This window comes from Mycolicibacterium pulveris, from assembly GCF_010725725.1.
GTDB lineage: Bacteria > Actinomycetota > Actinomycetes > Mycobacteriales > Mycobacteriaceae > Mycobacterium > Mycobacterium pulveris.
In genome coordinates this window covers 5,357,950-5,372,698 of record NZ_AP022599.1, presented here as the reverse complement: position 1 = coordinate 5,372,698, position 14,749 = coordinate 5,357,950, and the positions used below count along the sequence as shown (strand labels likewise).

The 14,749-nt window shown below is 69.1% G+C and carries 16 protein-coding genes and 1 pseudogene; 11 read left to right on the top strand and 6 right to left on the bottom strand.

Annotated elements, in window-relative coordinates:
- Positions 1-25 precede the first annotated feature (25 nt).
- Positions 26-1,207, bottom strand: coding sequence for a thiolase family protein (locus tag G6N28_RS26055; RefSeq protein ID WP_163905446.1), 1,182 nt, complete (start codon positions 1,205-1,207; stop codon positions 26-28).
- A gap of 89 nt (positions 1,208-1,296) precedes the next feature.
- Between G6N28_RS26055 and G6N28_RS26050 the strand changes: the two genes are divergently transcribed.
- On the top strand, positions 1,297-1,773 hold the full coding sequence (locus tag G6N28_RS26050) for a winged helix-turn-helix transcriptional regulator (RefSeq protein ID WP_163905444.1): 477 nt from the start codon (positions 1,297-1,299) through the stop codon (positions 1,771-1,773).
- 39 nt (positions 1,774-1,812) lie between these two features.
- On the opposite strand, the gene G6N28_RS26045 is transcribed toward G6N28_RS26050, so the two are convergent.
- Genes G6N28_RS26045 through G6N28_RS26030 form a run of 4 tightly spaced genes read right to left on the bottom strand, consistent with a single transcriptional unit; the run spans position 1,813 to position 4,570 of the window.
- Entirely contained in the window at positions 1,813-2,304 is a 492-nt protein-coding gene (locus tag G6N28_RS26045; protein ID WP_163905442.1) for a nuclear transport factor 2 family protein, read from the bottom strand.
- The gene (locus G6N28_RS26040; RefSeq protein WP_163905440.1) at positions 2,301-3,155 is read right to left on the bottom strand and encodes an LLM class F420-dependent oxidoreductase; all 855 of its coding nucleotides are present in this window, start codon (positions 3,153-3,155) and stop codon (positions 2,301-2,303) included. The genes G6N28_RS26045 and G6N28_RS26040 overlap by 4 nt, the downstream gene beginning before the upstream one ends.
- A gap of 37 nt (positions 3,156-3,192) precedes the next feature.
- Positions 3,193-3,984, bottom strand: a complete 792-nt coding sequence (locus G6N28_RS26035; protein WP_163905437.1) for an SDR family NAD(P)-dependent oxidoreductase — start codon at positions 3,982-3,984, stop codon at positions 3,193-3,195.
- A 7-nt stretch (positions 3,985-3,991) separates the two neighbouring features.
- A complete protein-coding gene (locus G6N28_RS26030) occupies positions 3,992-4,570 on the bottom strand; it encodes a hypothetical protein (protein WP_163905435.1) in 579 nt (192 codons plus the stop codon).
- A gap of 23 nt (positions 4,571-4,593) precedes the next feature.
- Between G6N28_RS26030 and G6N28_RS26025 the strand changes: the two genes are divergently transcribed.
- The 4 genes from G6N28_RS26025 (at position 4,594) to G6N28_RS26010 (ending at position 7,741) form a co-directional block, all read left to right on the top strand.
- Entirely contained in the window at positions 4,594-5,433 is an 840-nt protein-coding gene (locus G6N28_RS26025; protein WP_163905433.1) for a DUF3097 domain-containing protein, read from the top strand.
- Positions 5,434-5,453: 20 nt separating this feature from the next.
- Positions 5,454-6,782 (top strand): replication-associated recombination protein A, encoded by a 1,329-nt coding sequence (locus G6N28_RS26020; protein ID WP_163905431.1) that lies wholly within the window; start codon positions 5,454-5,456, stop codon positions 6,780-6,782.
- Positions 6,783-6,923: 141 nt separating this feature from the next.
- A complete protein-coding gene (locus G6N28_RS26015; protein ID WP_163905428.1) occupies positions 6,924-7,271 on the top strand; it encodes an ArsR/SmtB family transcription factor in 348 nt (115 codons plus the stop codon).
- Positions 7,268-7,741, top strand: coding sequence for an SRPBCC family protein (locus G6N28_RS26010; protein ID WP_163905426.1), 474 nt, complete (start codon positions 7,268-7,270; stop codon positions 7,739-7,741). Before G6N28_RS26015 ends, G6N28_RS26010 begins: the two co-directional genes overlap by 4 nt.
- Before the next feature lie 107 nt (positions 7,742-7,848).
- On the opposite strand, the gene G6N28_RS26005 is transcribed toward G6N28_RS26010, so the two are convergent.
- Entirely contained in the window at positions 7,849-8,154 is a 306-nt protein-coding gene (locus tag G6N28_RS26005) for a GlsB/YeaQ/YmgE family stress response membrane protein (protein ID WP_163905424.1), read from the bottom strand.
- Positions 8,155-8,319: 165 nt separating this feature from the next.
- On the opposite strand from G6N28_RS26005, the gene G6N28_RS26000 reads away from it, so the two are divergent.
- From G6N28_RS26000 to G6N28_RS25975, 6 genes and pseudogenes are all read left to right on the top strand, one after another.
- Positions 8,320-8,721 carry a secondary thiamine-phosphate synthase enzyme YjbQ gene (locus G6N28_RS26000; RefSeq protein ID WP_163905422.1) on the top strand — a complete coding sequence of 134 codons (402 nt, stop codon included), beginning with the start codon at positions 8,320-8,322 and terminating at the stop codon, positions 8,719-8,721.
- A gap of 126 nt (positions 8,722-8,847) precedes the next feature.
- Positions 8,848-11,571 carry an alanine--tRNA ligase gene (gene alaS, locus G6N28_RS25995; protein ID WP_163905421.1) on the top strand — a complete coding sequence of 908 codons (2,724 nt, stop codon included), beginning with the start codon at positions 8,848-8,850 and terminating at the stop codon, positions 11,569-11,571.
- A gap of 4 nt (positions 11,572-11,575) precedes the next feature.
- Complete coding sequence (gene ruvX, locus G6N28_RS25990) at positions 11,576-12,091, top strand: Holliday junction resolvase RuvX (RefSeq protein WP_163905418.1); 516 nt, start codon at positions 11,576-11,578, stop codon at positions 12,089-12,091.
- Positions 12,084-13,328: an endolytic transglycosylase MltG gene (locus G6N28_RS25985; RefSeq protein WP_163905416.1), complete on the top strand. Its 1,245-nt coding sequence runs from the start codon at positions 12,084-12,086 to the stop codon at positions 13,326-13,328. The genes ruvX and G6N28_RS25985 overlap by 8 nt, the downstream gene beginning before the upstream one ends.
- 5 nt (positions 13,329-13,333) lie before the next feature.
- Positions 13,334-14,174: pseudogene (locus G6N28_RS25980) on the top strand (shikimate dehydrogenase).
- 107 nt (positions 14,175-14,281) lie between these two features.
- A complete protein-coding gene (locus tag G6N28_RS25975) occupies positions 14,282-14,710 on the top strand; it encodes a prepilin peptidase (protein WP_235674701.1) in 429 nt (142 codons plus the stop codon).
- Positions 14,711-14,749 lie beyond the last annotated feature (39 nt).

The following is a 14,749-nucleotide window of genomic DNA, read 5'->3' as shown; positions in this document are numbered from 1 at the left end:
AAACCGCACAGTCGCTGCGCGACGTTCAGAGGCGCTCGATGATCGTGGCGTTCGCCATGCCGCCGCCCTCACACATCGTCTGCAGCCCGTAGCGCCCGCCGCGCTGCTCCAGCGCGTTGACCAGCGTGGTCATGATGCGCGCGCCGGACGCGCCCAGCGGATGTCCGATCGCGATCGCGCCGCCGTTGACGTTGGTCTTGGCCAGATCGGCGCCGACGTCGTGGGCCCACGCCAGCACCACCGGGGCGAAGGCTTCGTTCACCTCGAACAGGTCGATGTCGCCCAACGCCAAACCGGCGCGCTGCAACACCTTTTCGGTCGCGGGGATGACGCCGGTCAGCATGTACAGCGGATCGGATCCCACGACGGTCATCGAGTGGATCCGGACGAGCGGGCGCAACCCCAGTCGCTTGGCCACCTCGCTGGTGGTGATCAGCACCGCGGCGCTGCCGTCCGACAGCGGCGACGAGTTACCGGGCGTGATCTGCCACCCGATCTGCGGGAACCGCTGCTCGTAGGCCGGGTTGTAGAACGCGGGCTTGAGCGCGGCCAGGGTGTCCACCGTGGTGTCCGGACGAATGATCTCGTCGCTGGCCAGCGCGGCGATCGGTGCCAGCTCGTTGTCGAACCGGCCCTCTTTCGTCGCGGCGGCGGCTTTTTCGTGACTGCTCGCGGAGAACTCGTCGAGCTGCCGGCGGGACAGCCCCCACTTTGCGGCGATCAGCTCTGCGCTGATGCCTTGGGGCACAAGCCCTTCGGGGTAGCGCTGCGCCATCGCCCCGAACGGGTCGCTGCCCGGCAGCACGCTGGAGCCCATCGGTGCCCGCGACATCGACTCGACACCCGCGGCCACCACGATGTCGTAGGCGCCCGAGATCACCCCCTGCGCGGCGAAGTGGATGGCCTGCTGGCTGCTGCCGCACTGCCTGTCGATCGTGGTGCCGGGCACCGTCTCCGGAAAGGCCGCGGCCAGCACCGCGTTGCGGGCGATGTTGACCGCCTGGTCGCCGACCTGGGTGACGGCGCCGGCGATGACGTCGTCGATCCGCGCCGGGTCGACACCGGTGCGGGCCACCAGTTCCTTGAGGCTGTGGGCGAGGAGGTCGACGGGTAGCACCTCATGCAGCGCCCCGCCGGCCTTGCCCTTTCCGATCGGCGTGCGCACCGCGCCCACGATGACCGCGTCGCGGTCTGGAACTCCCGCCATGGCTTTCTCCTCCATGCTGAGTAAGGCTATCTATACCCAGCTATACCAGCTAGGTATAGAGAGGACAACTCAGGGGTATGGTGATTTCCATGACAGTGCTGGAGGGGCGACTGGCCGACCGCGACGCCTGGTCGGCCGTGGGCGAGTGCCCGATCGAGAAGACGATGGCGGTGCTCGGCACCAAGTCGGCGATGCTCATCATGCGCGAGGCGTACTACGGCACCACCCGTTTCGACGACTTCTGGCGGCGGGTCGGGATCACCAAGGCCGCCGCCGCCGCGCGGCTCAACGACCTCGTCGAGGCGGGGCTGCTGCTCCGGCGGCCCTATCAGGAACCCGGCCAGCGCAGCCGTGACGAGTACGTGCTGACCGACGCGGGCCGCGAGTTCATGCCGGTGGTGTGGGCGATGTTCGAGTGGGGACGACGGCATCTGCCCAACCGCACCCCGCTGCGCCTGGCACACAAGGGCTGCGGCGCGGATGCGACGGTCGAGATCCGCTGCGCCAACGGCCACCGGGTGCCGCCGGAAGAACTCTCCGTCCGGGTCAGCAAGCGTCGAACCTGAAGTTGTGTGCGAGATCTCGGCGACTTCTCGCGCACGAGCTCAGGTTCGCGGCGGCAGCCCCGCAATCCCGGCGGCCAGCAGGTTGCGTGCCTCCGGGTTGCCGTCGAGCGCGCGGGTGCTGCGTTGGACGACCTGCCACCGACCGTCGATACGCCGCAGCCGGAAGTGGTTGGCGCCGGCCCGCCACACCGCGAACCCGTCGTCGCGGCGGGTGACCAGGATCGACTGGCACACCGCCACCGCGTCGTCGCCGTCGACGGTGGCCACCGCCGGACCCAGGAAGTGACAGCAGCCGCGGCCGATCAGCCCCTGGTGGGCGTCTGAGCGCACCATCGCCGCCACGTCGGCGCGGCTGTGCATCTGCCAGCCCTCGACGTCGTAACCGCCGTCGGCGGCCCACAACTCGGCGACGGCGTCGGCATCGCCGGCGTCCACCAGCGGGCCGTAGGACGCGATCGCGCGCTCGATCGCGCGCTCGTCCTCGATGCGACGCAGGCGGCGTTCCAGTTCGGCGAGCCGGTCGTCAGTCATCCGATGTCCCTTCCGATTTCATGCAGTGCCGCCAATTGTTCGCAGTAGTGATCGGCCGAGGTCGCCGACACCGAGCAGGAGACGGCGGTGGCGCCGAGCCGGGCGAGCTTGCGCAGCTGGTCGGCGGCCAGGTCCGGGTTCTCCAGCGGGTCCAACGGCCGGGTCGCCAGCACCACGTCGAAACCATGGGGAAGCTCCATCTCGGCGAGCAGTCGGGAGAGATCGTCGCGGCGCAGCCCGAACGGCATCCAGCCGTCGGCCAACTCGACCGCGCGCCGCAGTGACCGGCGGGTTCGCCCGCCCACCCAGATCGGGACGCGGGGCTGGACGGCGCAGGGATCGACGATCATCGAGTCGAACTGGAAGTACTCACCGTCATAGCGGGGTTGGCGTTGCGACAGTGAGGCCCGCAGCGCGCGGATCGCGTCGTCGGCGCGGGCGCCCCGGTCGGCCCAGGGGGCGCCCAACAGGTCGAACTCCGCGGCCAGCGAGCCGACACCGACGCCGAGCACCAGCCGGCCGCCGCTGAGCATGTCCAGGGTGCCGTAGCGCTTCGCGATTGCCAGCGGGTGGTGGTAGCCGAGCACCACCACCGATGTCACCAGGCGGATACGGGTCGTGTGGGCGGCCAGAAAAGCCAAGGTGGCCAACGGATCCCAGTACGTCGCGCCGCGGGCGTCGGCCTCGTCGGCCGGCACGGCGACGTGCTCGGAGCAGGTGAGGTGGTCGAAGCCCAGTTCGTCGGCAACCGCGGCGATGCGCACGATGTCCTCGACGGTGGCGTCGCGTTCCCATGCCGAGGCGGCACCGGGCACCTGCACCACCACCGGTGTCGACAAGCCCATCCGCACGATGACGTTTCTACCCGGTGGGTGCCGGGGCGCGAAACTAGCCGTCGTTCATCAGCTTCTGCATGAAGCGATGCGTGCCCAGCACCACTTTGGCGCGGTCGGGATCGTTGCGTCGCGCGACGTCCTCGGTGTTGCCGCCCGCCACGAAGACGGGTCCGTGCGGCAGCTGCTCGAGCCCTTCGCGGGCGACCTCGGCGGGCTCGGCGACCCGCAGCCCCGGCACGTCGAAGTTCAGGCCGACCCGCTCCATCGCCGGGGTGCGCGTCACGCCGAGCACCAGCTCCAGCACGTGGACGTTGTGCTCGCGCAGCTCCAGCCACAGGCTCTCGGCGAAGATCCGGCCGAACGCCTTCACCCCGCCGTAGACGGTGTGCCGAACCGAGCCCAGATAGCCGGCCATGGATCCGACCATGAGGATTCCGCCGCGGCGGCGCTCGCGCATCGGTCGGCCGAAGTGCTGCGCCAACGCGAGCATGGTGGTGATGTTCAGGTCGATCACCTTCTGGAAATCGGCCAGCGCGCCGTCGAGGAAATGCTCACTGCAGGTGTTGGCGCCCGCGTTGTAGACGAGCAGGCCCACCTCGTGGTCGGCGGTCGCATCGACGATCCGGCCGACGGCATCAGCGGCCACCAAATCGACTGCCAGCGTGTGTACCTCGACACCCACGGAACGGCACGCCTCGGCCGTCTGCTCGAGCGGCGCGGGTTTCCTCGCGATGAGCACCAGGTTGAGCCCCGCTTCGGCGAGCAGCCGCGCGAACTCCGCGCCGACCCCCTCGGAGCCGCCCGCGATCACCGCCCAGGGGCCGTACGAATACAGATCCGTCATCCGTCCATCATCGCCGGACCAGGCGCAGATAGGCGTGGCCGCGCGGCGACAGTCGGTAACCGACGTCGAGGCTGATCGTCAACCCCAGCCCCTTGAGCTGGCGCACCCGGCGCTTGAACCGTGGCACGTCCAGACCGACCCGCGCGGCCAGATCCGGTGCGCGCACGGCCTCGTTGGCCGCGATCATCTTCAGGTACTGCCGGGTCCACGGGTGCGTTGCGGCGTCCCAGCGGTCGAGACGCGCGGTGATCGCGGCGACATCGGCATCCGACAATTGGTCGTCGGCGGCGAGGTCGGGCCGCTCGTCGGGGCCCAGATAAGACACCGCGATCACGTAGGTGTGCTTCGCCGACCGGCGGTCTAGGTCCTTCTGCGCGGCCTCGGCGTCCGGATAGCCCGCCGCGCGTGCCTGCGCCGCGGTGACGCGATAGTCGCCCGGGTATTCGATGACGTCGTCGACGCGGATGGTGCCGGCCAGCGTGCGTTGTGTGCGGCCCGGCTTCACCCGCGGCGCATCCCAGCGGCGCAGCACCACTGTGATGGTCCCGTTAGCGATTGCCTCGGCCGTGTCGCGGGTGAGCAGCACGCAGGTGACCCTACGATCACCCGGTGGCTGATCGCTATGGCTTCGACGTCCTTGCCAACAACCCGCATGACCGCAAAGTCCGGTCCACCGAGCATCCGGTCGAGCTCGGCCTGGTGGTCGAGGACGCCCAGACCGGATACGTCGGCGCGGTCGTCCGAATCGAGTACGGCCGAATGGAACTCGAAGATCGGCACGGGCGCCGCAAGCCGTTTCCGGTCGGGCCCGGCTACCTCATCGACGGTCGGCCCGTCATCCTCACCGCGCCCAAACGGTCCGCGCCGAAAACCACACGCACGGCGTCGGGTTCGGTGGCCGTGCCCGGCGCCCGGGCCAAGGTCGCACGCGCCAGCCGCATCTACGTCGAAGGCCGCCACGACGCCGAACTCGTCGAACAGGTGTGGGGTGACGACCTGCGCATCGAGGGCGTCGTCGTCGAACATCTCGGCGGTGTCGACGATCTCGCGGCCATCGTCGAAGAGTTCGGGCCCGCGCCGCAGCGTCGGCTCGGTGTGCTCGTCGACCACCTGGTCGCCGGCTCCAAGGAGGCCCGCATCGCCGAGGCCGTCCGGCGTGGCCCCGGCGGGCAGCACACGCTGGTGGTCGGGCATCCCTTCATCGACATCTGGCAGGCCGTCAAACCGGTGCGCCTGGGCATCTCGGCGTGGCCGCTGATCCCGAAGGGAGTCGACTGGAAGCGGGGCGTATGCCGTGCGCTGGGATGGCCGCACACCGAGCAGGCCGACATCGCCAGGGCCTGGCAACGTATTCGGGGCCGGGTGCGCGACTGGAACGACCTGGAACCGGCGCTCATCGGGCGCGTCGAAGAGCTGATCGACTTCGTGACGGCGGCCCCGCAGTCATAGCGGCGTGGTAAGCAGAAAGCGTGTCCGAGGGTCTGTTCGACGTCCCCGGTGAGCCGAGCGTAACCGCGGGCGGGCCGGTCGGGGCGTCGACGCCATTGGCGGTGCGCATGCGCCCCGCGACGCTCGACGAGGTGGTCGGCCAGGATCACCTGCTGCAACCGGGTTCGCCGCTGCGCCGGCTCGCCGAAGGCTCCGGCGCCGCCTCGGTCATCCTGTACGGCCCGCCGGGCACCGGGAAGACGACGTTGGCCGCGTTGATCTCCGGGGCCACGGGTCGCCGGTTCGAGGCGCTGTCGGCGCTGTCATCCGGGGTCAAAGAGGTCCGCGCGGTGATCGACGTCGCGCGACGCGCGGCCGCCCACGGCGAACAGACCGTGCTGTTCATCGACGAGGTGCACCGGTTCTCCAAGACGCAGCAGGACGCGCTGCTGGCGGCCGTCGAGAACCGCGTCGTGCTGCTGGTGGCCGCCACCACGGAGAACCCGTCGTTCTCGGTGGTCGCGCCGCTGCTGTCGCGGTCACTGATCCTGCAGCTGCAGCCGCTGGACGCCGAGGCGGTGCGCACGGTGGTGCGCCGCGCGATCACCGATCCGCGCGGCCTCGGCGGCAAGGTCACGGTCACCGACGAGGCCGTCGAGCTGCTGGTGCAGTTGTCGGCCGGTGATGCGCGACGCGCGTTGACCGCGCTCGAGGTCGCCGCGGAAGCGGGGGAGGAGGTGACGGTCGAGGCCATCGAACAGTCGCTGGATCAGGCCGCGGTGCGCTACGACCGCGGCGGCGACCAGCACTATGACGTGGTCAGCGCGTTCATCAAGTCGGTGCGCGGGTCAGACGTCGACGCGGCGTTGCACTACCTGGCCCGGATGCTGGTGGCCGGCGAGGACCCGCGGTTTGTCGCCCGGCGACTGATGATTTTGGCCAGCGAGGACATCGGCATGGCCGATCCCACCGCGCTGCAGATCGCCGTCGCCGCGGCCCAGACCGTGCAGCTGATCGGGATGCCGGAGGCGCAGCTGACGCTGGCCCACGCCACCGTCCATCTGGCGACGGCGCCGAAATCCAACGCCGTCACCACCGCGCTGGGTGCGGCGATGAGCGACATTCGCGCGGGCAAGGCCGGGCTGGTGCCCGCTCATCTGCGGGACGGGCACTACTCGGGCGCCGAGAAGCTGGGCAACGCGATCGGCTACAAGTACAGCCACGACAATCCGGATGGTGTTGTGGCCCAACAATATCCGCCTGACGAGCTGGTCGGTGTCGACTACTACCAGCCGACGAACCGCGGCGCCGAGCGCGAGATCGCCACCCGGCTCGGCAAGCTGCGCGCGATCATCCGCCGTAAGCGCTGACCCGCCTGTGCGCCGCTATATCCCCGCCGAAAGGGACGAACGGGCGGAAGAGCGCGAGTGAAATCCACCAAGACGTCGATCTCGGCCCGGCGTGGATTTGTAGTCAACAAATCAGTTGATCAATGATATGGTTGACTAGTGATGAGCGATGACGACAACGAGTTGGACCGCGCGTTCCTCGCGCTGGCCGACCCGGTTCGGCGCGCCATCGTGGCGCGGCTGTCACGGGGACCGGCCACGGTCAACGAGTTGGCCGCGCCGTTCGACATCACGAAACAGGCGGTGTCCAAACACATTCAGGTCCTCGAGCAGGCGGGACTGGTCACCCGGACCCGCGAGGCGCAGCGACGACCCGTGCACCTGGATGCCGCCGCGCTGGAACGGCTGACCGCATGGATCGACCGCTACCGGCTCGACGCCGAACGCAGCTACCGCCGGCTGGACAGCCTGCTGGCATCGATACCCGACACGGAAGGGCAACCGAAATGACCAACGCACTGAACCTCAACGCTCCCGTCGACACGTTGGCGATGGAGTACACCAGAGACTTCGACGCCCCGGTCGCGGCGCTGTACCGCGCGCACGCCGAACCCGAACGGGTCAAGCAATGGCTCGGTCCGCGCGGGCTGACGATGGACATCACCGAATGGAACTTCAAGAGCCACGGCGGTTACCGCTACCGGCACAGCGACGAGCACGGGCACTACGAGTTCAACGGGACGTTTCACACGGTCCGCGAAAACGAGTTCATCCTGCAGACTTTCGAATTCGACGGCGCCCCCGACATGGTCAACCTCGAGTACCTGTGGTTCGAGGACCTCGGTGACGGCCGCAGCCGATTGCGTGGCCGCTCGATCTGCCCGAACGTCGAGGCCCGCGACGCCCTGCTGTCCTCGGGAATGGAAGGCGGCATGACCGAGGGCTACGAAAAACTCGATGATCTGTTGAAGAATCTGTAGCGGACATGGGGTTGCCGCCGGGGCGGCGGGTGACCGGCGGGCGCAGGGGGGAAGCGCTCCACCGGTAGGCCGACCCCGACGGCAACGTCGGGTTCCCGACCCCGCGGTTACCGCAGCAGGCCGCGGCGAGTGCCCATCACCCCGGTGCGTCTGCGCCCCATCAGCGCGGCCGCCAACGCCACACCGATTGCCGCGACGATCACCTGGACGAGCAGTTCCAGCCAGTCGATGCCGGCCGTTGCGGTCGGGATGCCGAGCGCCCTGGCGAGCGCGGTGCCGAGCAAGGCCGCCACGATGCCGACCAGGATGGTCACCAGGAACCCGATCGGCTGACGACCGGGCAACACCAGGCGACCGAGCACGCCGACCACGGTGCCGATGAGAATTGCTGTGATAACGCCAGTGATGGTCATTTTGCCTCCAAGCTCTAGCGATACCCACGCCACGGGCGAATAAACGCCCGCGTCAACCGCTCACGCTCGTCGCCGAGATGGACGTTTTGGCGCGATCCACTCGCACTTTCCCGCCCGTTTGTCCCTTTGGGCGAAAAAAGAACCGGGGCTCGTAGGCTCGGCGTCGTGGACTCCGACGTGCTGACCATCGACACCACCCACGACCGCACCGTCGACCTGACCGCTGCGGTGCGCGACTTCTGCGCCGGCCGCGGCGACGGCCTGTGCAACGTGTTCGTTCCGCACGCCACCGCCGGGCTGGCGATCATCGAAACGGGATCGGGCTCCGACGACGACCTCGTCGACGCCCTGGAACGGCTGTTGCCGCGCGACGACCGCTACCGCCACGCCCACGGCTCACCAGGCCACGGCGCCGACCACGTGCTGCCCGCACTCATCTCGCCGTCGGTGACGCTGCCGGTGCAGGGCGGCACCCCGTTGCTGGGCACGTGGCAGAGCGTCGTGCTGGTGGACCTGAACCGGGACAACCCGCGGCGATCGGTGCGGTTGAGCTTCATCACGTCCTAAGGCGGCACTCGCGGCCGCGCCGGTGCGTTGACCTTTCAAGACCGCAACCCGCGACCGGTACTGTAGTGCGGTCGAATAGTCGCAGGTCCCTGCGGAACCACACACGACGGCGAGGACAGTAGCAACGTGCAGACACACGAGATCAGGAAGCGTTTCCTCGATCATTTCGTGAAGGCGGGCCATGTCGAGGTGCCCAGCGCCTCGGTGATCCTCGACGACCCCAACCTGCTGTTCGTCAACGCCGGAATGGTGCAGTTCGTGCCGTATTTCCTGGGCCAGCGCACGCCGCCGTGGAAGCGCGCCGTCAGCGTGCAGAAGTGCATCCGCACGCCCGATATCGACGAGGTCGGCATCACCACCCGCCACAACACCTTCTTTCAGATGGCGGGCAACTTCTCGTTCGGCGACTACTTCAAGGAAGGCGCGATCGAGTACGCCTGGACGCTGCTGACCAACCCGGTCGACCAGGGCGGCTACGGGTTCGACCCCGAACGGCTGTGGGCCACCGTCTACCTCGACGACGACGAGGCCTTCGGGCTGTGGCAGGAGATCGCCGGGCTGCCCGCCGAGCGGATCCAGCGTCGCGGGATGGCCGACAACTACTGGTCGATGGGCATTCCCGGACCGTGCGGACCGTCCTCGGAGATCTACTACGACCGGGGCCCGGAATACGGCGTCGAGGGCGGTCCTGTGGCCAACGAGGACCGTTACATCGAGATCTGGAATCTCGTGTTCATGCAGAACGAGCGCGGCGAGGGCACCTCGAAGGACGATTTCGAGATCCTCGGACCGCTGCCACGCAAGAACATCGACACCGGCATGGGCGTGGAACGGGTGGCGTGTCTGCTGCAGGGGGTCGACAACGTCTACGAGACCGATTTGCTGCGGCCCGTGATCGACGCGGTGGCGGCCCGCGCGCCGCGCGGCTACGGGCAGGGCCACCACGATGACGACGTGCGCTACCGCATCATCGCCGACCACAGCCGCACCGCCGCGATCATCATCGGCGACGGCGTGAGCCCCGGCAACGACGGCCGCGGCTATGTGTTGCGGCGGTTGTTGCGGCGCATCATCCGGTCGGCGAAGCTGCTGGGCGTCGACGACCCGATCGTCGGCGAACTGATGGCCACGGTGCGCGACACGATGGGCCCGTCGTACCCGGAATTGGTCAACGACTTCGACCGGATCCAGCGCATCGCGGTGGCCGAGGAAACCGCGTTCAACCGCACGCTCGCCTCGGGATCGCGGTTGTTCGAGGAGGCGGCCACCGCGACGAAGGCCTCGGGTGCGACGGTGTTGTCCGGCGCGGACGCGTTCACGTTGCACGACACCTACGGCTTCCCGCTGGAGCTGACCCTCGAGATGGCCGCCGAAGCGGGGCTGTCCGTCGACGAGGAGGGCTTCCGCAGCCTGATGGCCGAGCAGCGAGCGCGGGCCAAGGCCGACGCGGCCGCGCGCAAACAGGCCCACATGGACCTCTCGGCGTACCGGGAACTGGTCGACACCGGGCCAACCGAGTTCACCGGATTCGACGAGTTGGTCTCGGAGGCAAGGATTCTCGGAATCTTCGTCGACGGTCGCCGCGTCCCGGTCGTCAGCCACGAAACCTCAGCCGAATCCGACAACGTCGAGCTGATCCTCGACCGCACCCCGTTTTACGCCGAGTCGGGCGGCCAGATCGCCGACGAGGGCAGCATCACCGGCACCGGCGCATCCGTCTCCGCGAAAGCCGCCGTCACCGACGTGCAGAAGATCGCCAAGACGCTGTGGACGCATCGCGTCAAGGTCGAATCGGGTGAGTTCGTCGAGGGCGACACCGTCGTTGCCGCCGTCGACCCGCGGTGGCGGCACGGCGCCACCCAGGGTCACTCGGGCACCCACATGGTGCACGCGGCGCTGCGGCAAGTGCTGGGCCCCAACGCGGTTCAGGCCGGCTCGCTGAACCGGCCCGGCTATCTTCGTTTCGACTTCAACTGGCAGGGGGCGCTGACCGAGGAGCAGCGCAGCCAGATCGAGGAAGTGACCAACCAGGCCGTCGAGGCCGACTACGAGGTGCGCTCGTTCACCACCGAGTTGGAGACGGCCAAGGCGATGGGTGCGATGGCGCTGTTCGGCGAGTCCTACCCCGATGAGGTCCGCGTGGTCGAGATCGGCGGGCCCTTCTCGCTGGAGCTGTGCGGCGGCACCCACGTGCGCAGCTCCGCGCAGATCGGCCCGGTGACGATTCTGGGCGAGGCGTCGGTGGGCTCGGGCGTGCGCCGGGTCGAGGCCTACGTCGGTTTGGACTCCTACCGCCACCTGGCCAAGGAGCGGGCGTTGATGGCCGGCCTGGCCTCGACGCTGAAGGTGCCGTCCGAAGAGGTGCCCGCGCGGGTGGCCAACCTGGTGGAGCGGCTGCGCGCGGCCGAGAAGGAACTCGATCGGATGCGGCTGGCCAACGCCAAGGCCGCGGCCGCCAATGCCGCCGCGGGCGCGGAGCTTATCGGTAAGGTCCGAGTCGTGGCGCAACGGATGGCCGCGGGGATGTCGGCCGCTGACTTGCGCACACTGGCCGGTGACATCCGCGGCAAGCTCGGCAGCGACCCCGCCGTCGTCGCGTTGATCGCCGCCCCGGGCGAGCGTAGCGACGGGAAAAGCGGAGGCGACAACGACACCGTCCCGTTCGTGGTGGCGGTCAACCAGGCGGCGCAGGACCTCGGCCTCCGGGCCAACGACCTGGTGAAAACGCTGGCTGCGCCGGTCGAAGGCCGTGGGGGCGGCAAGGCCGATCTGGCGCAGGGCGCCGGCAAGGGGGCGGCGGGTATCGACGCGGCGTTGGCCGCGCTGCGCGCAGAGATCGACCGGAGCTGACCTCGTGGCCCATACCGACCGCCTGCCCGATCGACCCGGACGTTCGCTCGACCCTCCGGATCCGGGCCGGGGGCGACGGCTCGGCGTGGACGTGGGCACCGTGCGGATCGGCGTCGCGGTCAGCGATCCCGACGCCATCCTCGCGACCCCGCTCGAGACCGTCCGGCGCGACCGCGCCGACCGCCACATCCGACGGCTGGCGGCGCTGGTCGACGAGCATTCCGTGGTCGAAGTGGTGGTGGGTCTGCCCCGCACCCTCGCCGACCGGTCGGGTGCCTCGGCGCAGGATGCGATCGCGGTGGCCGACGCGTTGGCCCGCCGGATCGCGCCGACACCGGTGCGGTTGGCCGACGAACGGCTCACCACGGTCGTGGCGCAGCGGTCGCTGCGCGAAGCCGGGGTCCGCGCCAAAGGGCAGCGCTCGGTGATCGATCAGGCGGCCGCGGTGGGGATTCTGCAGAACTGGTTGGATCAGCGCCGCACTGCGATGGCCGCGCACGGAGAGGTCGGGGATGCCTAACCAATGGGGTCGCGAACGCGCAGAGCCCGTCGCTGTCGGCCCGCCCAGGCGCACGATGACCCGCGCCCAGCGAATCCGAGAGGCGCGCAACCGCCGTCGGCGTCGGATCGTCGGCGTCTTGACGCTGGCCACGCTGATCGTGATCGCCGTGGCGGCGGTGTTTCTGGGATCGAAGCTGTGGCACACCATGTTCGGCACCGCCAACGACTACGCCGGCGAAGGCGTCAACGACGTGGTCATCCAGGTACACGACGGTGACTCCACCACCGCGATCGGTCAGACGCTGCATGAGCATCGCGTCGTCGCGACGGTCGGGGCGTTCGTCAGCGCTGCCGAAGGCAACCCCGCGATCTCGTCGATCCAGCCCGGGTTCTACAAGGTGCGTACCGAGATACCGGCATCCAATGCCGTTGAGCGGCTTACTGATCCGCAGAACCGGGTGGGCAAGCTGGTGATCCCCGAGGGACGTCAGCTCGACGACGTGCGCGACGTCAAGACCAACGCCGTCACCGACGGCATACTCTCGCTGATCTCGCGCGCCACGTGCGTGGACCTCGACGGTGAACAGCACTGTGTGTCCGCGGAGCATCTGAAGGACACCGCGAGCACCGCCACTCCAGCGGCGCTGGCTGTGCCGGACTGGGCTCGAGACGCGGTCACGGCGCTGGGCCAGGACCACCGTCGGCTGGAGGGGCTGATCGCGCCCGGCATGTGGAACATCGACCCGTCGGCGTCCCCGGAACAGATTCTCTCGACGCTGATTTCGGCGAGCGCGACCCAATACGCCAAGGGTGGATTGTTGGACACCGCGCTGGCGATGAACCTCTCGCCGTATCAGGTGTTGACCGTCGGGTCGTTGGTGCAGCGGGAGGCCACCCCGGAGGATTTCGCGAAGGTGGCCCGCGTCATCTACAACCGGCTCGCCGAGAACCGGACGCTGGAGTTCGACTCCACGGTGAACTATCCGCTGGACCGCATCGAGGTGGCCACCACGGACGCCGACCGAGCCCAGCTCACCGACTGGAACACCTATGTGCGGCCCGGCCTTCCGGCCACCCCGATCTGCTCACCGGGCCAGCCCGCGCTGACCGCCGCCGAGAAGCCCGCGCCGGGGGACTGGTTGTACTTCGTCACCATCGACATGCAGGGCACCACGTTGTTCACCCGCGATTACGACCAGCACCTGGCGAACATCCAACTGGCCATGGGCAATGGCGTCCTCGACTCCGCGAGGTAAGCGATTTGGGTGCGTTTAGGCGCGCTGAGCGCAACAAACCGCACACAAATCGCCGGAAAGCCGGGGTGCTGGGTTCGCCGATCGCGCATTCGCGCTCACCGCAGCTGCACCTGGCCGCCTACCGCGCGCTGGGTTTGCACGGCTGGACCTACGAGCGCATCGAGTGCACAGCGGAGCAATTACCCGCGCTGGTCGGCGGTTTCGGTCCCGAATGGGTCGGGGTGTCGGTGACGATGCCGGGCAAGTTCGCGGCGCTGCGCTTCGCCGACGAACGCACCCCGCGCGCCGAACTGGTCGGCTCGGCCAACACGCTGGTGCGGACAGCGACGGGGTGGCGCGCCGACAACACCGACGTCGACGGCGTGGCCGGCGCGCTGGGCGAGGCGTCCGGCAGTGCGGCCGTACTCGGCTCGGGGGGCACTCGGCTCGGGGGGCACCGCACCCGCCGTCGTCGCCGGGCTCAGCCAACTCGGCGTGGCCGACATCACGATCGTGGCGCGCAACCCGAACAAGGCCGCCCCGCTGCTCGAGTTGGGCGCCCGGCTGGGTGTCGAGGTGCGGTGGGTCGCGCTGGGCACGCCGCTGGTCGACGTCGACGTGGTGGTCAACACGATCCCCGCCGACGTCGCGGCGCGGTATGCGGATTCGGTCGCGGACGTTCCCGTGCTGCTCGACGCGATCTACGACCCGTGGCCCACGCCGCTGGCCGCCGCGGTGACCGCACGGGGCGGTCGCGTGATCAGCGGCCTGGAGATGCTGCTGCATCAGGCGTTCGCGCAGGTCGAGCAGTTCACCGGACTGCCAGCCCCCAGGGAAGCGATGAGGGCCGCGCTCGACGAGCCCTAGCCGACTTGCGCCCATTTCTGCCGCAAGGCTGTTGTGCGTGCGGTTCCGCAGCCCTGACGCAGAAATCGGTGACGGGCGAGGCCCCGCACAGCCGTTAGCCTTCGGACGTGGGGGCAGCGGCGTGCGCGGTGACGCTGGCGTGGCTGGCGGCGCTGTGCGTGTTCGACGTCACCGAACGCCGGCTACCGAACTGGTTGACCGTGCCCGGCGCGGTGGCGATCCTCGCGGGCGCGACGCTGGCGGGACAGGGCGCCCCGGCGACGGCGGGTGCCGCGGCCTTGTTCGCGCTGTATCTGACCGTGCACCTGCTGTGCCCGACGGCGATGGGCGCAGGGGACGTGAAGCTCGCGGCCGGCGTCGGAGCGCTGACGGGGGCGTTCGGTGTCGACGTGTGGGTGTTGGCGGCGCTGGCGGCGCCGATCCTGACCGCGAGCTGGTCGATCGTCGAGGTCGCTCGGCGCGGGGAATCGGCTGTGCCGCACGGACCCTCGATGTGTCTTGCCACCGCGGCCGCGGTGTCGCTGGCGGTGATCTAGTTCGGACTGGCACCCCGATACATACTCGTGGTAGGTTAA